The sequence below is a fragment of the Caldicellulosiruptor sp. DIB 104C genome (genome assembly GCF_028198085.1).
Lineage (GTDB): Bacteria > Bacillota > Thermoanaerobacteria > Caldicellulosiruptorales > Caldicellulosiruptoraceae > Caldicellulosiruptor > Caldicellulosiruptor saccharolyticus.
This window is the reverse complement of sequence record NZ_CP116337.1, coordinates 1,736,246-1,757,944: the sequence shown is the minus strand read 5'-3', so window position 1 is coordinate 1,757,944 and position 21,699 is coordinate 1,736,246. Positions and strand designations below refer to the sequence as shown.

At 33.7% G+C, this 21,699-nt stretch carries 18 protein-coding genes, 1 tRNA gene and 1 pseudogene; 18 read left to right on the top strand and 2 right to left on the bottom strand.

Going from position 1 to position 21,699, the window contains the following annotated elements; genetic code table 11:
• Window positions 1–1,851, top strand: coding sequence for a DNA primase (gene dnaG, locus PGC14_RS08825; protein ID WP_307742488.1), 1,851 nt, complete (start codon window positions 1–3; stop codon window positions 1,849–1,851).
• Window positions 1,848–3,083: an RNA polymerase sigma factor RpoD gene (gene rpoD / locus PGC14_RS08820; protein WP_271628702.1), complete on the top strand. Its 1,236-nt coding sequence runs from the start codon at window positions 1,848–1,850 to the stop codon at window positions 3,081–3,083. Before dnaG ends, rpoD begins: the two co-directional genes overlap by 4 nt.
• 281 nt (window positions 3,084–3,364) lie before the next feature.
• Here rpoD and PGC14_RS08815 read toward each other — a convergent pair whose 3' ends face one another.
• Window positions 3,365–4,231 (bottom strand): NPCBM/NEW2 domain-containing protein, encoded by an 867-nt coding sequence (locus PGC14_RS08815; RefSeq protein ID WP_011916446.1) that lies wholly within the window; start codon window positions 4,229–4,231, stop codon window positions 3,365–3,367.
• 235 nt (window positions 4,232–4,466) lie between these two features.
• On the opposite strand from PGC14_RS08815, the gene PGC14_RS08810 reads away from it, so the two are divergent.
• The 10 genes and pseudogenes from PGC14_RS08810 to sigK all read left to right on the top strand — a co-directional run bounded on the left by PGC14_RS08810 (window position 4,467) and on the right by sigK (window position 16,242).
• The gene (locus PGC14_RS08810; protein WP_011916447.1) at window positions 4,467–6,023 is read left to right on the top strand and encodes a zinc ribbon domain-containing protein; all 1,557 of its coding nucleotides are present in this window, start codon (window positions 4,467–4,469) and stop codon (window positions 6,021–6,023) included.
• Between the two features lie 5 nt (window positions 6,024–6,028).
• A complete protein-coding gene (locus PGC14_RS08805; RefSeq protein WP_271628701.1) occupies window positions 6,029–7,159 on the top strand; it encodes a YIP1 family protein in 1,131 nt (376 codons plus the stop codon).
• A gap of 42 nt (window positions 7,160–7,201) precedes the next feature.
• On the top strand, window positions 7,202–8,458 hold the full coding sequence (locus PGC14_RS08800; protein ID WP_271628700.1) for a DUF3298 and DUF4163 domain-containing protein: 1,257 nt from the start codon (window positions 7,202–7,204) through the stop codon (window positions 8,456–8,458).
• 81 nt (window positions 8,459–8,539) lie between these two features.
• Window positions 8,540–9,889 carry a WG repeat-containing protein gene (locus PGC14_RS08795; RefSeq protein ID WP_271628699.1) on the top strand — a complete coding sequence of 450 codons (1,350 nt, stop codon included), beginning with the start codon at window positions 8,540–8,542 and terminating at the stop codon, window positions 9,887–9,889.
• Between the two features lie 129 nt (window positions 9,890–10,018).
• Window positions 10,019–10,255: pseudogene (locus tag PGC14_RS08790) on the top strand (ISNCY family transposase); the annotation flags it as partial.
• Between the two features lie 402 nt (window positions 10,256–10,657).
• Entirely contained in the window at window positions 10,658–12,508 is a 1,851-nt protein-coding gene (gene typA, locus PGC14_RS08785) for a translational GTPase TypA (protein ID WP_271628698.1), read from the top strand.
• Between the two features lie 91 nt (window positions 12,509–12,599).
• Window positions 12,600–13,607 carry an endolytic transglycosylase MltG gene (mltG, locus tag PGC14_RS08780; protein ID WP_271628697.1) on the top strand — a complete coding sequence of 336 codons (1,008 nt, stop codon included), beginning with the start codon at window positions 12,600–12,602 and terminating at the stop codon, window positions 13,605–13,607.
• Between the two features lie 3 nt (window positions 13,608–13,610).
• Entirely contained in the window at window positions 13,611–14,249 is a 639-nt protein-coding gene (locus PGC14_RS08775; protein WP_271628696.1) for an O-methyltransferase, read from the top strand.
• 14 nt (window positions 14,250–14,263) lie between these two features.
• Window positions 14,264–15,490, top strand: coding sequence for a peptidase U32 family protein (locus tag PGC14_RS08770; RefSeq protein ID WP_271628695.1), 1,227 nt, complete (start codon window positions 14,264–14,266; stop codon window positions 15,488–15,490).
• Between the two features lie 89 nt (window positions 15,491–15,579).
• Window positions 15,580–16,242: an RNA polymerase sporulation sigma factor SigK gene (sigK, locus tag PGC14_RS08765; protein WP_039765368.1), complete on the top strand. Its 663-nt coding sequence runs from the start codon at window positions 15,580–15,582 to the stop codon at window positions 16,240–16,242.
• A gap of 2 nt (window positions 16,243–16,244) precedes the next feature.
• Here the strand turns inward: sigK and PGC14_RS08760 are convergent.
• Window positions 16,245–16,322: transfer RNA gene (locus PGC14_RS08760), tRNA-Pro, on the bottom strand.
• Window positions 16,323–16,421: 99 nt separating this feature from the next.
• Here PGC14_RS08760 and PGC14_RS08755 point away from each other — a divergent pair.
• From PGC14_RS08755 to PGC14_RS08730, 6 genes are read left to right on the top strand one after another with little or no spacing between them, the layout of a single operon-like run.
• Window positions 16,422–16,889, top strand: a complete 468-nt coding sequence (locus PGC14_RS08755) for a DUF402 domain-containing protein (RefSeq protein WP_271628694.1) — start codon at window positions 16,422–16,424, stop codon at window positions 16,887–16,889.
• A gap of 7 nt (window positions 16,890–16,896) precedes the next feature.
• Window positions 16,897–17,709, top strand: a complete 813-nt coding sequence (locus PGC14_RS08750; protein ID WP_271628693.1) for a dihydropteroate synthase — start codon at window positions 16,897–16,899, stop codon at window positions 17,707–17,709.
• A 12-nt stretch (window positions 17,710–17,721) separates the two neighbouring features.
• Complete coding sequence (locus PGC14_RS08745) at window positions 17,722–19,023, top strand: DUF512 domain-containing protein (protein ID WP_271628692.1); 1,302 nt, start codon at window positions 17,722–17,724, stop codon at window positions 19,021–19,023.
• Complete coding sequence (gene der / locus PGC14_RS08740; RefSeq protein WP_271628691.1) at window positions 19,020–20,339, top strand: ribosome biogenesis GTPase Der; 1,320 nt, start codon at window positions 19,020–19,022, stop codon at window positions 20,337–20,339. The genes PGC14_RS08745 and der overlap by 4 nt, the downstream gene beginning before the upstream one ends.
• Window positions 20,339–20,947, top strand: a complete 609-nt coding sequence (gene plsY / locus PGC14_RS08735) for a glycerol-3-phosphate 1-O-acyltransferase PlsY (protein ID WP_039765357.1) — start codon at window positions 20,339–20,341, stop codon at window positions 20,945–20,947. The genes der and plsY overlap by 1 nt, the downstream gene beginning before the upstream one ends.
• Window positions 20,947–21,672, top strand: coding sequence for a class I SAM-dependent methyltransferase (locus PGC14_RS08730; RefSeq protein WP_271628690.1), 726 nt, complete (start codon window positions 20,947–20,949; stop codon window positions 21,670–21,672). Before plsY ends, PGC14_RS08730 begins: the two co-directional genes overlap by 1 nt.
• The last annotated feature ends 27 nt before the right edge of the window (window positions 21,673–21,699 follow it).

Below are 21,699 nucleotides of genomic sequence, written 5' to 3'. Positions count from 1 at the left end.
ATGAAAAATGTCAAAAGGTATTTTAAAAAATTTGTCGAAATAAATTTAAATTGTCCCAAAAAACATGAAGGTGAACATGATGTGTTGGAAAGAATTGTAGAACAGGTTTTAAATAAAGTGGATATTGTTGATATTGTTTCCTCTTATATTCCGTTAAAAAGGGTAGGGGTAAACTTTAGGGCGCTTTGCCCTTTTCATTCAGAGAAAACCCCCTCTTTTTACGTATCACCAGCTAAGCAGATATTTCACTGTTTTGGTTGTGGTGTTGGTGGAAATGTTATCCACTTTGTAATGCGTATGGAAAATTTGACCTTTACTGAGGCACTAAAGGTTTTAGCCGAGAAGGCAAAGATTGACATTGATTTTTCTCAGTCTCAGTCAGCAAAAGACAGGGCTTTGGCAAAACAAAAAGAAGAGCTAATTAATCTTCACAAAGACTGTTTTGAATATTTTCGAGAGCAGCTTTATCTTCGCAAGAATATTGAAGCTGTGAAGTATATTATCAAAAGGAGAATTGCGAAAGATACGGCAAAGAGATTTGGGCTTGGGTTTTGTCCTGAAAAAAATGACCTGTATGACAGGCTTTCTCAAAAGTATTCTAAAGAAATTATTGATTTAAGTGGAATTTTTCTTGAGAGAAATGGAAAAAATTATTGTAGATTTGAAGGAAGGCTTATTTTTCCTATATTCGATACAATGAACAGGGTAATTGCATTTGGTGGACGAATAATTTCTGATGCTTCTGCAGCTCCAAAATATATGAATTCACCTGATACTTTGATATTCTCAAAGTCAAGGATTCTGTACGGTCTTAATATTGCAAAACAGAGCAAGGAAAGCGAATTTGTAGTTGTCGAGGGGTACATGGATGTTATTGCTCTACATCAAGAGGGAATTGACAATGCAGTTGGGGTTTTAGGCACAGCACTTACTCAAGACCACAGTTTTCTGCTGCGAAGATACAAAAATGAAGTTGTTCTTTGCTTAGACAGTGATGAAGCAGGCAAAAAAGCAGCAATAAGAAGTGCTGATATATTGTATCAAAACGGGCTCATGGTAAGAGTTATGGAATTAGAGGGCGCAAAAGATCCAGATGAGTATATAAAAAGATTTGGGAAGGATGCGTTTTTGTTAAAAAAGCAAAATAGCATGTTTGTGATAGATTACAAAGTAAAAGAGCTAAAAAACCAGTATGATTTGACCAAATCAGACCAGAAATTTAGATTTGTACGAGAGTATTTTGAGAAGATTTTGACTCCAATTTCAAATGAGGTTGAAAGACAAGAGTATATAAAGAAGTTGTCAGTTCTCACGGGTGTAGATGAAAATGTTATTTCAAAAGAGTTTTCCAAAACTACTCAGAAGGAACTTAAGCGAATAGAAAATATAAATTATTTTAAGCAAATACAGCAAAAACCAGTTTTGTCTGATTTCGAAATGTTAAAAAAGAATGAGATCTATCTTTTATCATTATATACAGAATGGGCACCAAAATCAGAGGAGATAAGAAGTCTTCTTACAGAAGAGGACTTTTACACCGAGGATGTTAAGAATATTTTTACTGCAGTAAAAAATCTGATTAATGAGGGGATGGAGTTGAGCTACTCTATGCTTTTGAGTTTTGTTACTGATGAGAGCATTTTATCTGATCTTACAAGCTTTTCATCTAAAGGTTTTGAAAATGCTGATACTGCAAAGAAAGCCATAGAAGAGCTAAAAGTGAAAGTCAAAACGTTAGGGTTAAAACTTGAACTTAAAGCTGCACAACAACAAAATGACAATTTGAAAATTACCCAGATACTGGATGAGCTAAAAAAACTCAAGGCAGGAAGGGAGGGAGAAGGCAGATGACAGATCAAAATCTGAGCCAAAATAACCAGAACGATATGAATCATAATAGTAACGAAGAGGTTAAAAAAGATCAGCAGATGCAGCATGAGGAAAAAGAACAGATTCAGCAAAAAGAAGAGCCAGAAAAACTTTCTTATAAAAAAAGTACTGTTGATAAAAATAAAACAGAGGAGAAAAAAAATCTGATAAGAGAAAAGGTTCGCGAGCTTATTTCGCTTGGTCAGAGCAAAGGATTTTTGACATATTCTGAAATTCAAGAGATACTTGACAAGGTAGAGCTTGATGCAAGCCAGGTTGAAAACATATATGATACTCTTGAGAGTATGGGGATTGACGTTGTTGATGATAGGGTTTCAGAAGAAGAGCTTTTAAAAGACGACTTGGAAAATCTACCTGAAGGTATTGCTATAGATGACCCTGTGAGGATGTATCTCAAGGAGATTGGCAAGATTCCACTTTTGACTCCTGAAGAGGAGATTGAACTTGCAAAGAGGATTGAACAGGGGGATGAAGAGGCTAAAAAGAGGCTTGCTGAGGCAAATTTGAGGCTTGTTGTAAGCATTGCAAAGAGGTATGTGGGGAGAGGAATGCTCTTTTTGGACCTTATCCAGGAAGGTAATTTGGGTCTTTTGAAGGCTGTTGAAAAGTTTGACTACCGAAAAGGATATAAATTTTCCACATATGCAACATGGTGGATTCGTCAGGCAATAACAAGAGCAATTGCAGACCAGGCAAGAACTATAAGAATTCCTGTTCATATGGTTGAGACAATAAATAAGTTAGTTAGGGTATCGCGGCAGCTTTTGCAAGAAAAAGGAAGAGAGCCAACACCTGAAGAGATAGCAAAAGAGATGAACATGCCAGTTGAAAAGGTGAGAGAGATACTAAAGATTGCACAAGAACCAGTGTCACTTGAGACTCCAATTGGTGAAGAAGAAGATAGTCACTTGGGTGACTTTATCCCTGATGATGATGCTCTTGCGCCATCTGAAGCAGCTGCATATTCAATGCTCAAAGAGCAGCTTTTAGAGGTTTTGGATTCTTTGAATGAAAGAGAAAAGAAGGTTTTAAAGCTAAGATTTGGCCTTGAAGATGGCAGGGCCCGCACCTTAGAAGAGGTTGGAAAGGAGTTCAACGTAACAAGAGAGAGGATCCGCCAAATTGAGGCAAAGGCTTTGAGGAAACTAAGACATCCAAGCAGAAGTAAGAAGCTAAAGGATTTTTTGGAGTAAAAATGAAAGGGGATTACTAGGTAAGCAGGTAGTCCCCTTTTTGTTGTTTTAACTTGTAATTGGAAATTTAGAACAAATAAGAAAAAATACTAATTCAAAATTGGGAACTAAAAAACATAAAAAGAGTCTGTATATAATTAACAAGGGGTTCACTAAAAACAAAATTTTAAAATTTTTATATCACAGCATATAGGGAAAGTTCGTCAAACAAAAAACTAAATCTTGTAATGAAAGGGGCTATCCAATTATTTTTTGGACAGCCACTCATAATTTGTAAATATTTATTTGTACAATACTGCATCGCCTACAAAAGGAAACATTCTACAATCATTTTGATTCGGATTTGTAAAAAATTCAATTTTTAAAGTATTACCGCCAACAACGTCTAAAGAAACATCTTTTGCCTTTTCACCTTTTGCGATTTCTGTTTCATATCTTTTTTCTCCGTCTAGATAAATTGTAAATTTTCCACTTGCACCAACTTCAGAATCATCATCTAAACCTAAACTCATTTTTAACTTTTTATAATCTCCGTTTAATTTATACTGCACAAATGACCATCTTCGACTTTCATCTGAACTCCAACCAGCAGCATTATAAGCCTCCCACCAGATATTCTTATTATATGGTCTTCCTAGTACTGTAACGTCCTTTGTGTTGATACCAAAACGTCCTTTGTTATAATAGTCAACTATGGATTTATAATCACTCAACGGCAAATCAGTAAGGAATATACCTCCATTTGGACCCAAATCGGGACCTATAACTAATGCTTTTTGGTTATCATTAATTTTCCAAGGAGTTATGTTTTTATTAAAGAAGCAATAAAGAATTGAGTCAAGATGAACAAATCTCATTCCTTTGTAGTTTATAAATGGAACTTTGTATTTGAGTGTTACTCCATTTAGGATAATATCTCTTTGATACTCATAAACTGGGTTTGTTGCTGCCTTTTTGCTAAGTTCATTCACCTTTGCTTGAAGATTAGCATTTTCTTTTTTTAGCTTGTCATATTGAGTTTTTAGAGAATTGTAATCTTTTAAAAGTTTTTCGTACATGGTCTTATAATTTGTTGGAGATGATGCAACCGCAACAAAACAAAAAATTACAGCAAGTACAACTGTAAAAAATGAAATACACTTTTTCATTTCATCAACCTCCATAAAAAAAGTTTTGATATTTTCTATAAATATACAATAGTTTAAATTTAATATACAATAGTCTAAATTTAATGTCAACTATATTTTGTAATTAATAAATTCTTGAATTCATTTGTTAAAAAAATTATAATAAAATTAACATCTTACCTTTAAAGGATATTTCTTGTCGAATTTTGTCGAAATATGTCAAATAACCTTTAGAAAATGATGGGAGGGGTAAAGATTGTTTTACTGTCCTAAGTGTGGTGCTACAATTGAAAAGGGGCAGAAAGTATGTACTCAATGTGGAGAGAGCTTAGAGGCAAAGACATCGAATAATTTGCAAAGAACAAAGAGAGAGTTCTTCTTAGAAAAATACTTTGATGACCAAACAAAAGAATTTAGGGTACCAAGCATAAAATTGAAATTTGACAGAAAACTTTTGCCTTGGCTTTACGGAATTATAGGTTTCTTGGTGTTCTTAATATTGTTTGTAGCAGTTGGAAAGTCAATATATTCTCCCCAAAGGGTTGTGAATGAATTCAAGGAAGCTGTTAAAAATAAAGACACAAAAATGCTTTCCCAAATTATTGTTCATGAAACAGGTGAACAAATTTCACAAGATAATCTAAAAGCTTTCTTAGAGTTGTGTCAGACAAAGCCTGAATACATAAACGAGGTTTACAAAGCATTAGATGAAGCAATTCAATCAATTTCAAATTCATCTTCAGATAAAAAGAATGAATCTCTAACCGATATTTTATCTAATCTTTTCTCAGCTCACGATTATTCTAACGATTTTCTTTTAAAACCTGCAGGCAAAGGCTTGATTTTCTTCACAAAGTATAAGATTGCAGCAAAAAATTACTTTTTAAAGGTGAAGTGTGATACAAAGGATGCAAAAATATTCTTAAATGGCAAAAACATTACTTCAGTTTCAGATCCGTCGCAGGAGATTTCAATAGGCCCATTGATTGCCGGTATATACAAGATTGAAGCAAAATACAAAGGACCATATTGTACATTAGAGGAGTCTGAGGAAGAAAAACTCTACAGTACAGAATTTAGTAACTACAACCAATACTCTGTTGAACTTTATCTTAATCCTCGCTACGTAGAGGTAGAGTCAGATTTTGAGGATGCTGAGATAATTTTGAATGGTAAGCCAACCGGTGTTTTGGTAAAAGATGCTTCTGAATTTGGACCTGTAAGTGACGAAAGTGAGTTTAGTGCAAAAATAAAACTTCCATGGGGTGAGGCAAGAACAACTTCTGTAAAACTTGGCAACTGGTCAAATAGCATTACAATTCCAAATACACTTTCAAACGATGATACTAATAATTCAACATTTGAAAAGGTTGCTTCTGTTATAAATGATTTTGAAAAGTCTTACAGAACTGCTATGACAGCTCAGGATCCAAATAAGTTTTTGAACATTTCTGATGAATTAAAACAGACATTTTCAAGTAGAATTCAAGAACTAAAAGATTATAAACAAAAATTTACAGGTAAAGTCACAAAAACAGAGTTTAATTTTGGAACATTACAATTGTTTAAAGATGAAGAGGAAAAAATAACATTAAAAGTTACTGCGAAGATTTATTACAAAGATACAGTATATTCCCAAGACGAGTCTTCACCACAAGATATTCCTGAAAAAGTAACTACACAGGTTTACACTCTTGTATGGGATGAGAATGCAAAGAATTTTGTTATTGTTAAAATAGAAGCTCCATGGTTTTATGACTGGCCAAAAGATGGCAAGATTAAAGAATACAAATTAGATGAAGGGAGTGTGTGATTGAAATGACAAATTGTCCGTATTGTGGTAGAGAGCTTCAGGAAGGTGAAGTTTGCACTTGCAAAACAAGTCAAACGATGGTGAGTCAAACAACTGACAATCAAGGTTCAAGCGGTGAAGTATTGAATGATACTCAAAATACTGCGAATGTTAGTGAGGATGTCAAAAGTAAAAATATTGAGCAGACTATGAATACAGCTGAAGAAAAGAAAAAGAAGGTAGTTACTGCTTCAACCCTAAATGATGTAATTAATTCAGCAGTTCGATATTGTTATCTTACAATAAAGTTTGCTTGGGCATTTTTGAAAAATCCATTTGTTTTTATTTCAAAGGTTATACAGAACAATGACTACAAAGTAGGTATTTTGTTTGCTGTTCTTACTTTTATATTTGTTTCTATTCAAAATCTCGTTTTCGCAGGAAGAGGTATAAAGTTAGTTGAAGATTTTATCGGAATATCAGGGCTTTTGTCCTCTTATTCATCCTTAAAAACCTTTTTGTATAACTTCGTAATTTTGTTTCTTTTATATCTTCTATATTGCGGTATTGTCAAGTTAGCGTTTATGATAATTAAGGAAAGTGTGGATTTTAAGGCTATATTAGGGGCGGTAGGAGTAAGCCTTATTCCAATTACATGGATAGCATTGATAAATCTGTTATTGCAATTTATAACTATATGGCTTGTGATTTTATTAGGTATTTTTGGTATTATCACAAATACAATTCTTAACTTTTGGTCAATTAGATGTTTATCACAAAATAAAGATACTACAGCGCTTTACATCAATGCGACAACATATATTGTATGTATTATTGTGGTGGCAATAATTGTGTTTGCTTTTGCTAATGGAATGGCAGGTTCAAGTGGAAACGGTATACTAAATCTCAGTACAAACAGTATCATTGGTACTTGGTCAGATGATAAAGATACGATTACGTTTTATCCGGACGGGACTTTTAAGGCTCACTACTATTGGATAGGTGGAAGTTGGGAAATAAATGGAGACAAGTTGTACCTTACAGGAACATTGACTGGTAAAGAAGGATATTATTACAAAATTGAGGGCAATAGATTGATATTGGAGCCTATTCCTGGTTCGGGTTTGGGTAAATATGAATTTTATAGGGTTAGATAAATTAAGATTATTTTTAGTTCGGTATAGAGGTGTTCTGTAGGCATGAGAAAGGGTAAATTGATAATTGTTTGTATATTTATTCTATTGTTATTATCAATTACTGGATGTTCAGTGTTTAAAACAAAAAAAGAAAGTGTAAGTAAAATCAACACATCAACTCTACAAAAATCAAATCAGGCTATTAAGTATTCAAATGAGAATAATGCTATAAGCAAGCCCACATGGGATGTTGTATTTGAAAGAGTATATCAAACAACAGAGAAATACAAAATAGATGTGTTAGTCCCTAAGGTGATTGGAAGTGGATTAAAACAAGATGTGCTTGAAAAAATAAACTCTACTCTCAAGAGGTATGTGGACCAACAAATAGAGAACATAAAAAGAGTAGCCGAAGAGCCAAAGAATGAACTTGATTTTTATCCATATATACTTGATATCAAATGTGAATGGGATAAAAGTGTTTCACCTTATATTTCTTTTTTGTTCGAAGAATATTTGTATACTGGTGGAGTACATGGAATGATATATTTAGAAAGTTTTACATTTAACTTAGAAACGGGAGATAATATAAGACTTGAAAGTTTATTAAATAATGAACAAAAGAAGTTAATTCAAAATTATATAAACATTGCAAGAGCAATATCTAAGGATTTATTTGACCCATTCAGTGAAGAGCTTGGGGGTAAAGAAGATTTTAGCAATTCATATCAAAAAGACTTTTTTGATGATGTGGTATTTAAAAACAAAGGTTATTTAATTTGTTTTGAACCTTATAAAATTGGACCGTATTCAAGTGGGGCTATAAAATTTTGGTTTAGCATAGATGAACTTGAGCAAAAGAGTGCAAATGCAGATTTTGATTTAAAAGACTACAGTACAATAAAAAGATTATTGGACATGAACTTAGGGAATGTAAGGAAAGAATTTGGTTTACCAGTAGAAGTTTATTCATCTGAGGGAGGTTTTTTATATGAAACTAAAAATGGGCTAACATTTAGTTTTGATTTTGATTCGGTTGAAAATTGGGAAAATATACCTATGGCAACTGTTCATTCTATTATAGCTGGGAATAATGTAAAGCTTTTTGGTATTTCCCTAAAAGATTCTCTTTCAGATGTGGATAAAAGGATTGGGAAAATTAATGAGATAAAGAAAAATGGTGAAGGGATTGATGAAGAGTGGGGAAGCTATTTTGTATCATATGAAATTGGTGAAGATGTGGAATTATATATTGAATCAAAAACAGAGGGAAAAAACTCAGAGGTGAGCTATGTGTTAATAAAGAAAAAAGTGTTGTAGAAAGATGTTAAACAGAATTGGATATTAGATTTTGCTTAATTGTTAGTTTCAAATTCAAAACAATTTAGGGAGGCAGGATTAATGTGGAATAAAGTAAAAATCTTGAACGGGGGAAATAATGAGTGTATTAAATTGATTGGAGTAGTTATGGCATTAATTTTAATACTTAATACAATTGGAGCTTATAGTAAGCAATACGTGAATGTTAAAGACAATCTAATTATAATAGAACCTAAGTTTAAATATATATATCCATTTTCAGAAGGGTTAGCTGTTTTTATAAGCGAAGATAATAAACATGGATACTTGGATATGAAAGGCAATGTTATAATAAAACCTAATTTTGAAGAAGCACATAGTTTTTCTGAAGATATAGCAGTAGTTAGGGAAAAAGGGAAATGGAAAATTATAGACAAAAAAGGTAATGCCATTTTAAGTTTGGATTTTGACTATGTTGGGAGTTTTCGAGAAGGATTAGCACCGGTGAAAAAAAATAGAAGATGGGGATATATAAACAAAAAAGGTGAAATAGTTATTGAACCTCAATTCGAAAGTGCGGGTAATTTTTTTGAGGATAGAGCTGTGATACAGTTAAATGGAAAGTACGGTTATATAGATAAAAGTGGGAAAATAATAATACCACCAAAGTATTATGTAGCCAACGAATTTTCAAAAGGTGTTGCTGCTGTTGCTATTTTAGATGCACAGAAAAAAGTAAAGTATGGCTTTATAGATAGAAATGGCAAATATGTTATAGAACCAAAATATGATTTTTTAGCAGGTTCTTTAGGCAATATTTATTATGATAAAATTTTTAAGAATGGTTTAGCAAGAATAATGACTAACAATAAGTATGGATACATAAATGAAAAAGGTGAAGTTGTTATTCAGCCCAAATTTGAGTATGCTTATGATTTTGATAACAATATTGCCTTGGTTTGCTATAAAAGTAAATACGGATATATAGATAGGAAAGGAAATTTTTTAATCAATCCAGTTTATGAAGATATGTTATTGTTTTCAGAAGGTTTAGCAGCAGCTAAGTTAAATGGTAAATGGGGCTTTATTAATTATAAAGGTGATTTTGTTATCAAACCTCAATTTGAAGAAGCTTATAGTTTTTCTGAAGGACTGGCTGCTGTAAGATTGAAAGGTAAATGGGGATTTATTGATAAAAAAGGCAATTTTATTATTAAACCTCAATTTGATGATCCTATAATATTCACCACAGCTATTTATACATTCACAAATGGTTTGGCATCAGTTTGTAAAAATAGAAAATACGGTTATATTGATAAAAGTGGGAATTGGATAGTTGAACCTGATTATGACGTAGCAAGTGGGTTTATAAATGGCTTTGCTTACATTGGTAAAAATAACCTTGTAGGATTTATTGCATTAAAGAACATGGTGTTGAAAGAGAGAAACTAAGATTTCTAGCTTGTTGAATAAAACAAATTAACAAAAAAGACAATAAATAGATAATATATAAAAAAGCCATCCTCCTTGAGGTAAAATTATAGTAAGAAGGCAAAAAAACACACAACAAGGAGGATGGCAATGACTAATTTTATTAAAACACAAAAACAAAAATTTTTAAAGATCCTTATGACAATTGAGAAAGTAATAAAAGCCTTGGGATTAAAGATAAGAAGTAGCAGGAGAGGAAGACCAAAGAAATTTAAGCTAAGTCACATAATAGCTTGTTTTGTTTACAAAGTTAAAAACAAGATAAACAGCTTTAGGGAATTAGAATACAAGATAAATGAGGATGAGGAATTTAAGCAAGCGATAGGAAAAAGAATTATTAAAATATAAAACGATATTTGAAATTAAAGCAACAGGAATATTGGAAAAAACTGATATTTATTATGAAAAGGAATTAATTGCCCAACACGTTGCATCTGGAATTGTGAAAATATGAGAATAAATTTTTACGAAAATAAAGATTGTTAGATATAAGATATAGTTATTGAAGGTAAAAGTAGTTATATAAGAGAAAAAAAATATTCCCCTTGTAATAAAATATTAAAATGCAAAAGAATAACAACCAAAAGAGATGCATATTAAGAGCAGGGGTTACTCACTCCCCCTGCTTTTGATTTGTTATGTCATTTACTTATTGACTTTTTACTTATACCTAATTTAAAATAAAAATCTACCTGCAAATTTTTAAAGGAGGCAACTAAAGGTCTGAAAATGCTAACTAAAAGAGATGACATTAGAAACATAGCTATAATTGCCCATGTTGACCATGGCAAAACAACCTTGGTAGATAGCATGCTCAAACAAAGTGGTGTGTTTCGTGAAAATCAGATAGTTGAAGAAAGAGTTTTAGATTCTAACCAGCTTGAAAGGGAAAAGGGAATTACAATAATGGCAAAGAACACTGCCATAATGTACAAGGGCATAAAGATAAATATAATAGACACACCAGGTCATGCAGATTTTGGAAGTGAAGTTGAAAGGTCGCTTGTTATGGCAGATGGTGTTTTGCTAATTGTGGATGCATATGAAGGACCAATGCCACAGACAAAGTTTGTACTAAGAAAAGCGCTTCAACTTAAGCTAAAACCAGTTGTTGTTATAAACAAGATTGACAGGCCATTTGCAAGGCCTTATGAGGTTTTAGACAAGGTCTTAGACCTTTTTATTGAGCTTGGAGCAGACGAGGAACAGCTTGATTTTCCTTATGTGTTTGCATCAGCAAAGGAAGGCATTGCAAAGTTTGATTTGGAAGATGAAAGTCACAATTTAGAACCACTTTTTGAGATGATTATAAACAATATTCCAGCGCCAACAGGTGAAATTGATGCACCTTTCCAGATGATTGTGACCTCAATTGACTATGACAATTATCTCGGAAGAATTGCTATTGGGAAGGTTGTAAGAGGCAGTATAAAACTCAATCAGCAGGTTGCAGTTTGTACAAAACAAGATGGAGTTTTGCAAAAGACAAGAGTTACAAAGCTATATCAATTTGAAGGTTTAAAAAGGGTAGAATGTGATGAGGCAAAGCTTGGGGATATTGTTGCAATTGCCGGAATAGATGGAATTAACATTGGTCAGACTATTGCTGATGCAGAAAATCCAGAGGCGTTGGAGTTTATAAAGATTGATGAGCCGACAATCTCTATGATTTTTTCCACCAACGATTCACCTTTTGCAGGAAAAGAAGGAGAATATGTTACATCGAGGCATTTGCGAGAGAGGCTTTTTAGAGAACTTGAGAGAAATGTAGGTCTTAAAGTAGAGGAGACAGACTCTCCGGATTCATTTAAGGTCTCTGGCAGGGGTGAGCTTCACCTTGCAATTTTAATTGAGACTATGAGAAGAGAAGGATATGAATTTCAGGTATCAAAACCGCATGTAATAACAAAAATAGTAAATGGGCAGCTTTATGAACCTTTTGAGTATTTGATAATTGATGTACCAGAAGAGTTCATGGGCACTGTCATGGAAAAACTTGGGCCAAGAAGAGCTCAGCTTCAGAACATGACAATCCTAAATGATGGATTTATGCGACTTGAGTTTATAATTCCCGCAAGGGGATTGATTGGCTTTAGGTCAGAGTTTTTAACAGACACAAAAGGAAATGGCATCATGAACCATGTATTTTATGATTACATGCCTTATGCAGGAGAGATTCCAGAGAGAAACAGAGGAGCTTTAATTGCCTTTGAGACAGGTGAGGCTGTGACATATGGACTTTACAATGCCCAAGAAAGGGGAAGACTTTTTATTGAACCAGGCACAGAGGTTTATGAAGGGATGATTGTCGGCGAAAGTTCAAGACCAGAAGATATAGTTGTGAACGTGTGCAAGAAAAAACATCTTACTAATATGCGCTCAGCAACAGCTGATGAAGCTTTGAGACTAACACCGCCTGTAAAACTTTCTTTAGAAGAGTGTATTGAATTTTTAGCAGAGGATGAGCTTTTGGAGGTCACTCCAAAGAGCCTAAGGCTCAGGAAAAAGATATTAAACCATGAGATGAGAAAAAAGATGGAAGCAAGATCTAAAAAAGAAGAAAAAGAGCCTGTTTTTTAGGCTCTTTTTTATTACCATTTAAAGATGTGATATAATATGAGCATCAGTACTGATATGCTTTTATAATTTGTAAAATGGGGTATTTGGAAAAATGAAAGTTAAGAATAAAAATATAAGGGTTTGTATTTTCATAATCAGTATAATTACAATGAGTGTTTTGCTGCTTGCAATGTTGTTAAAGCTTCAAAAACCCAAAACTGTAGAAGTTTATGTTGAAATTCCGCAAAACACTTCTGTAAAAAATGTCGCTATGATATTAAAGGAAAAAGGGATAATAAAAAATCCTTATCTTTTCATGCTCTACGTAAAAATTAACAATTACAAGCTGGCAGCAGGTCATTACAAGCTTTCTTCATCTATGAGCTATAAAGAACTTTGTGAGGCTTTGAAAAAGGGTGTTGTGTTCAAAAAGACGATAAGATTTACCATTCCAGAAGGTTTTACTTGCGTCCAGATAGCAAAAAGACTAAGCAGTTTGGGAATTGTTGATGAAAAGAAATTTTTAGATGAGATAAACAATTCCAACTTTGATTTTCAGTTTAAATATTCCTCAAAAGGTGTAAAATATAAGCTTGAAGGGTTTTTATATCCTGATACATACGAAATATATGTTGGTGAGTCTGAGAAGGATATAATCAAGAGGATGTTAAATAGATTTTTAGAGGTTTACAATAGCATAAAACATAAAAAGACAACCCAGCTTGATGATATTCAAACAATAATCCTTGCTTCAATTGTTGAAAAAGAGGCTAAAAAAGATTTTGAGCGTCCTGTTATTGCAGGTGTATTTTTAAATAGGCTAAACCAAGGAATAAAGTTAGAAAGCTGTGCAACTGTTGAGTACATTTTACCCATTCACAAGGAAATTCTTTCTTATGAAGATGTCAGGATAAAATCACCGTATAATACATACCTTTACAAAGGACTTCCACCTTCTGCGATATGCAACCCGGGCAAAGAAAGCCTGCTTGCAGCCCTAAGTCCTCAAAAGACAGATTATTTATTTTTTGTTGCTAAAAAGGATGGAACTCATGTATTTTCAAAGACATTTGAAGACCATTTAAAAGCTCAAAAACAAATAGAAGAAGGGAAAAAATAAAAGATGGACATATCGCAAGAGATTCTAAACCAGTTTATAAGATCTAAACTTACAAATGTTGATGAAAGATTTTTGAAGATTGAAGAATATGCCAAGAAAAATAATGTTCCTATTGTGTCAAGAGAAGTTTCAAGACTTCTTACAATCCTAACAATGCTAAGAAAACCAAAAAGAATATTAGAGATTGGAACAGCTATTGGCTATTCTACTCTTTCGATGCACATAGGATATCCTGAGGCAAAGATAATCTCAATAGAGATGGACTTTGACATGGTTATGCAGGCAAAAAAGAATGTAAGAGCTTTTTTGGCAGAAGATAAGATAACTATTATAGGCGGTGAGGCAGAAGAGGTTTTGCAGGCAATAGATGGAGAGTTTGACATGATATTTTTTGATGCTGCCAAAGCCCAGTATATTGACTATTTTAACCTCACAAGAGATAAAATGTCAAAAGAGTGTTTGCTTGTATGTGACAATGTGCTTTTCAAAGGTATGGTTGTTGGAAGAAGGTATTTAGTAAGAAGAATGATTACAATTGCAAAGAGGATGAACAAGTTTATAAAGATGATTGAAGATGACCCAGAGTTTGTGATGACACTTTTGCCAATTAGCGATGGAGTTTTGATTGCTATCAAAAAGTGATGGGGGTTTTAAAGATGAAAATAAAAAGACCAGAGCTTGTTGCGCCGGCTGGGGATTTAGAAAAGCTTAAAGTTGCCATAGTGTATGGTGCCGATAGCGTTTATATAGGTGGCAAAGAATTTGGGCTGAGAAAGTACGCTGGCAATTTTGACTTCGATAGTATGAAAGAAGGTATAGAGTTTGCCCACAGGCATGGTAAAAAGGTGTATCTCACAGCTAATATCTTCGCAAGAAATGAGGATATAAAAAAGGTAGATGAGTTTTTCGATAGCATAAAAGATTTAGGATTTGATGGAATAATAGTTTCAGATTTAGGTATATTCAAAAAAGCAAAGAGACTTGGAATTCCTATTCACATAAGTACTCAAGCAAATACTACCAATTTTGAAAGTGTCCGATTTTGGTATGAACTTGGTGCAAAGAGAATAGTATTGGCAAGAGAGCTTTCTTTAGAAGAGATAAAAGAAATTCGCCAAAATATACCACATGACCTTGAGCTTGAGGCTTTTGTACACGGTGCTGTTTGCATTTCATATTCAGGAAGGTGTTTTTTGAGCGCGTATATGACATACAGGGATGCAAACAGAGGAGAGTGTGCACACCCTTGCAGATACAAATACTATATCATGGAAGAAAAAAGACCCGGTCAGTACTTTGAAGTATTTGAAGATGTTGATGGCACATATATCTTCAACTCAAAAGACCTTTGCATGGTTGAGCATATTGACAAATTAGTAGAAGCAGGAATTGACGCTTTTAAGATAGAAGGAAGGATGAAGAGCAGCTTCTATGTAGGAACAGTCGTGAGTGTATACAGAAAAGCAATTGACAGGTACTTACAAGATCCAGAACACTTTGAAGTTGATCCCCAGTGGCTTGAGGAGATAGCAAAGTGCTCACACAGAAGCTATACAACAAACTTCTATTTTGGAAAACCATCACACAATGATTATAAATTTGACTCAAGCAAATATATTCGTGAATATGAATTTATTGGCATTGTAAAAGAGGTTTTAGAAGATGGCTGGGCAGTGGTTGAACAGCGAAATAGGTTTTTTAGAGGGGATGTAGCTGAAGTGATGCTGCCAGATGGGACATATTTTGTACAGAAACTTGATAACATTTTCGACTTGGAAGGCAATCCTTTAGATGTTGTACCGCACGCTCAGCAGCTTACTAAAATAAAATTTGACAAACCAGTTGTTGAATTTGCAATGCTTAGGAAAAAAGTAGAAGAATAAATATTTTTGGTGGACATGCAACAAAGCGGGGGAATGATCATATAATTGTATGCGACCAAAAGGCTACTGATTAGGAGTGCATATGCAAAATGTTTTATATCGAAAACGCAAACTCATTCCCCCATCCTCTTTCTGATGAAGAAGAGGAAATGCATTTAAAAAAGATGTGGGAAGGCTGCGTTGAAGCAAGGAACATTCTAATTGAAAAGAATCTGCGCCTTGTTGCCCATATCGCTAAAAAATATACCCTGTCATTTCCAAATTTAACAGATGATATTATTTCTGTGGGAACTATTGGCCTTATTAAAGCTATTGAGACGTATTCTCAAGAAAAAAACACAAGGCTTTCAACATATGCAGCAAAATGTATTGAAAATGAGATATTGATGTATCTTCGCCAAAACAAAAAGTTTTTATCTCAAATTTCGCTTGAAAATCCCATTGGCAGTGATAAAGATGGAAATGAAATAACGCTTATAGATGTTTTACAAAGTGACCAGGATGATATAGATGACCAAGTAGATGTGAAGATACAGATAAAAAATTTATTGAGGAAACTTGACAAGATTTTAAAAGGGAGGGAAAAACACATAATTGAGCTTCGGTATGGACTTAAAAATGGCAAGGAAAGAACTCAAATGGAAGTTGCTAATTTATTGGGAATATCCCGTTCATATGTCTCTCGGATTGAGAAAAAAGCTTTGAAAAAGTTGTACAATGAATTACAAAAGAGCTGTAAAGAAAGCTATTAAAATGGTCGGGATGACAGGACTTGAACCTGCGACCTCCTGGTCCCGAACCAGGCGCTCTAGCCAAACTGAGCCACATCCCGACCTTTTGTTTGTTTGCCTTTTTCAATTCTGTTTGCAAATCTCTACTTTACATTATATAATAATTTTCAAAAAAATCAAATGTAAAAGGAGTAATCAGTTTGAGGTTAATTAGAAAAAGATTTTACCCTGAAGAGGAGATAGATATATCTTCTGATGAGATAGTTTACATGGATGATGATGTACTTATAACTAAGTGGCTTCCTATTAAAAAAAGAGAAGATATCAAATGGGGCGCTTCTTGTGTGTATCTTAAAAAAGGTATTAAAATTAGCAAGGTTTTTGATTATAACGATAGACTGCTATACACTTATTGTGATATTATAGATACGCATATAGACAACGATAAAATTGTAACAGAGGATTTGCTGGTTGATGTTATAGTTTTTCCAGATGGAAGCTACAAAATTGCTGACATTGATGAACTAATTTGTCTTAGAAAGGAAAACAAGATTTCAGAAGAAATTGTTCTTATGGCGTTGGAGAGATTAAACTTTCTACTTACTGATCTTTACAATGGCTTTGAGCTGGACAAGGTTGAAAAATATCTTAAAAAAGGAGTGGATTAAAATTACAATGATAATTATTGGTGAGAAGATTAACTCAACAGTCAAGAATGTTGCTGAAGCAATAAAAGAGGGCAGCTTTGAATACATTGTAGAGCTTGCCAAAAAACAGTATTTAGCAGGAGCTCATTATATAGATGTAAATGCAGGAGCTTTTGTAGATATTGAAACAGAAGTTTTAAAAAAGATGATTGAAAGTATTCAAAAGGAGATTGATGCTCCGCTTTCAATTGACAGTCCAAGACCAGAGGTCATAGGAGAGGTTATGAAAATTTATAAAGGAGAAAGAGCCATCTTTAACTCTGTAATATACGAAGACGGGATTTTGTCAAGAGCGCTACCTATTATCAAAGAGTACAACATGAAGGTAGTTGCTCTTTTGATGGACGATGTCGGTATACCTGATGAGCCTGAAAAAAGAGTTGAGATTGCAAAAAGGCTTGTTGACAGGTTAACAAATAATGGCATTCTTGAAGAAGACATATTCTTAGACCCAATGCTCCAGCCAGTGTCTGTTGACCAAAGATATGTTTATGTTGCGCTTGAAACAATAAAACTCATTAGAAAAGAATTTGAAAATGTAAATATCATCTGCGGTCTTTCAAATGTGTCGTTTGGGCTTCCAAAAAGAAGATGGTTAAATAGAGCATTTTTGCCCATTGCCATTTATTTTGGCTTAAATAGCTGTATCGCTGACCCGTTAGATGATGTTTTGATGAAGTTAATCTACGCTGCAGAGGCCCTTTCAGGTCGAGATGAGTTTTGTATGGAATATATTACAAAGGCAAGAGAAGGGTTTTTAGATTTAAAATTTTTAGTCTGAAAAGGTGAAGAGATGTTAAAAATTTCTAATATACAGCAAAATAGTTTGGCAGATAAGTGTGGTTTTAAACCAGGAGACATAGTTTTAAAAATAAATGGTTGTGAGATAAATGATATAGTTGACTACTTGTACTATTCCAAGGAAGAGAAACTTACAATTGAGTATTTGAGGGATGGGAAAATTTATAAAATCGGGCTTATAAACAAAAAATTAAAACCTCTTGGAATAGAGTTTAAATACGAGAAAGTTAAAAGGTGTGTAAACAAGTGTATATTCTGTTTCATTGACCAGCTTCCAAAAGGTATGAGGAAGACTCTTTATATAAAAGATGATGATACTGCACTTTCAATTTTAAGTGGTAATTATATTACACTTACGAACTTAACTGAGAAAGACTTTGAAAGGATAGTTAAATTTCATTTAAGTCCTCTGAAAATCTCTGTTCATACAACAAACCCAACCTTAAGAAAATTTATCTTGAAAAACCCCAGGGCTGCACTGATTTTGGACCAGATAGAATTTTTAGCAAAACACAATATAGAGTTTGACGTCCAGGTTGTTCTCATGAAAGGAATAAATGACGGCTTTGAGCTTGACAGAACAATCTCTGATTTGTCAAAATTTTATCCTAATATTCGCTCTATAGCAGTTGTACCAGTTGGACTTACAAAATACCGTGAAGGATTATATCCTTTGGAGCCTTTTTCTAAAGATGATGCAAAGAAGGTCTTGAATCAAATATCAGTATGGCAAAGAAAATTTAAAAAAGAATTTGGTACCAAGCTTGTTTTTGCATCTGATGAGTTTTATATCAAAGCTCAAGAGGATATACCAGGTTGTGAGTTTTACGAGGATTTTAGGCAAATAGAAAATGGGGTGGGTTTGCTTGCACTGTTTAGAAGACAGTTTTTAGGAGCATTAAAGAAACTAAAACCAGATTATAATCTTAAGAAGCATGTAACACTTATAACAGGTGTTTCGGCATATGACTTTATGAAAGATTTAATAAAAGTATTTAACAGAAAATTTCCAAATGTGAAAGTTGATATTGTAAAAATTGTGAACAATTTCTTTGGACATACTATTACAGTTGCAGGGCTTCTCACTGGCAAAGACATAATTGATCAGCTACAAAATGTTAATATTGGTGATTATATTTTGATTTCTTCATGTGCTCTTAACTATGAAAATAAGTTTTTAGATGACGTTCATATAGATGAATTGAAAGAAATATTTAAATGTCCAGTTTATCCTGTAGAAAATCATGGTAGAAAACTACTCTACTATTTACTGAAAGGTGGTGAAAAGGGTTGAAGCCAACTGTTGCGATTGTTGGAAGACCAAATGTAGGGAAGTCTACACTTTTCAATAGACTAATTGGTGAGAGGCGTGCAATTGTTGATGACACACCAGGTATTACACGTGACAGGATTGTGGGCGAGACAGAGTGGAGAGGGATTACTTTTAATGTAATAGACACAGGCGGTATTGAACCTTATTCTGAAGATATTATTTTAAAACAGATGAGACGTCAAGCACAGTTTGCTATTGATATGTCTGATGTGATAATATTCATGGTGGATGGCAAAACTGGTCTTACTGACGCAGACAGAGAAGTCGCAAATATGCTAAGAGTTTCGAAAAAACCTATTGTCCTTGCAGTAAATAAAGTTGACAATATATCAGAGCAGCCCATAATTTATGAGTTTTATGAGCTTGGACTTTCTGACCCAATTGCTATGTCTGCAGAACACGGCACAGGTGTTGGAGATGTTTTAGATGCAGTTGTTAGTTATTTTGATAAAGTGGGAATAAATGAAATAGAAGAAGATTCCATAAAGGTTGCTATAATAGGAAAGCCAAATACAGGAAAATCCTCTCTTGTAAACTATATACTTGGAGAAGAGAGAGTTATTGTAAGCGATATTCCGGGTACAACGCGAGATGCGATAGACTCATATGTTGAGTTTGAAGGTATTCCTCTAACTTTGATTGACACAGCAGGTCTTAGGCGAAAGAGCAAGATTTATGACAATATTGAGCGCTACAGTATGCTCAGAACTCTTTCTGCAATAGAAAGAAGTGACATTTGTATTATACTTATTGATGGGACAGAGCCGGTGTCTGAACAGGATGCAAAGATAGCTGGATATGCTTATGAGGCAGGAAAAGGATGCATTATTGCTGTAAACAAGTGGGATGCAGTTGAGAAGGATGAAAAGGCGGCAGATGAATACAAAAAGCAAATAGAGGAGAAACTCAGTTTTCTCAAATTTGCACCTGTTTTGTTCATCTCTGCGAAGACAGGTTTTAGAGTCAAAAAACTTTTAGAGACGGTCTTATATGTATATGGCAACTACACACGGAGGATTACAACTGGTCAGATAAATGACGTTTTAGCAGAAGCAACAACAATATATCAGCCGCCAAGTGACAAAGGAAAACAGCTTAAAATTTATTACATGACACAAGTGGGCGAAAAGCCTCCAAAGATGGCTATATTTGTAAATGATAAAGATTTATTTCACTTTTCATATCAAAGGTATATTGAAAACTATCTTCGAAAGACATTTGACTTCACAGGGGTGCCTATAGTATTTCTAATAAGAGAGAAAGGGGAAAAGGATTAATGAAAGCACTTCAGATTTTGATTGTGCTTGCAGTAGGATATTTGATTGGAAGTGTACTGCCAGCTCTTATAATTGGTAAGATGTTAAATGGAGTTGACATTAGAAAATACGGGAGCGGGAATCCGGGCACTACCAATGTTCTTCGTACAATGGGAATAGGTCCTGCTATTTTGGTATTTACTATTGATGTTTTGAAAGGTGTTGTAGCAACTTTGTTTGCTAAGATTGTGATGCCAGATGACGTTGTTTTAGGTGTTACACTTGCTGGCTTTGCAGTTATCTGTGGTCACAATTGGCCCTTGTACTTCGGATTTAGAGGAGGAAAAGCGGTTGCAACATCTATTGGTGTTGCGCTTGTGGCAACACCAGTTATTACCCTTGTTGTAATAGCACTTGCATTGATTGTACTTGTTATAAAAAGATACGTGTCTTTGACAAGTATAGTAGGTAGCATCTTGTATTTCCTTGTTATTTTGATATTTGCAAGGGAATACTGGTTTTTGGCTCTTATAATAATGGTTGTCATAATTATCCGCCACAGAGAAAATATTAAAAGGCTTTTGAATGGCACGGAGAGGAAGATTGGGGAGAGGGTAAAACTTCAATAATGAGCGCTTATGATAACATTGCGTGGTACTACAAGAGATTTTCTAATGTCTTTTTTAACAAGAAATTAATTTTTAGATTTTTAAAAAATACATTTCTTGAGTTTGGTATTTCAAAGAAAGCAAGAATATTAGATATTGGATGTGGAACAGGTTCTATTTTGCGCTCTTTGGCCCAAATAGGTTTTAAAAAACTTTATGGTATTGACATATCAAGGCAGATGATAAAATTTGCTTATATTACAAACTCATCTTTTAATGTGAGACTCTACAATAAAAACTTTTTGGATTTTGTGCCAAGAAATAAATTTGATGTGGTACTTTCTACCATGGATGTTTTAAATCATGTGGATAAAAAAGGCCTTTTGAAATACTTCGAGAATGTGAGAAGAGTGCTAAAAAGTAATGGGTTGTTTATATTTGATATAAATTTGAAGGAATATTTAAAAAACTTGGGAGAAAGAAAAAAAGTAATCAAACGGGTAGATGAGACATTGTTTACTTGGAAGTTTAAAGCAATGCGGAAGAAAATTTCTATTAATTTTTCAATAGCAGATGCAAAAGCAACTGTACATGATAAGATAATTGAGTACATTTATTCGGAGAGAGAGATTGAAAAGCTTTTAAGGAAAAGCAAGTTTGTAATTGTCAAGAGGATTTATGACTACAATAGTCCTAGCAAAACTTGCTTTTGCACGAAAGTTTGTTATGTTTGCAAAAAGATTTAGTGCATAAAACTTTCTAAAAGTAGTCAG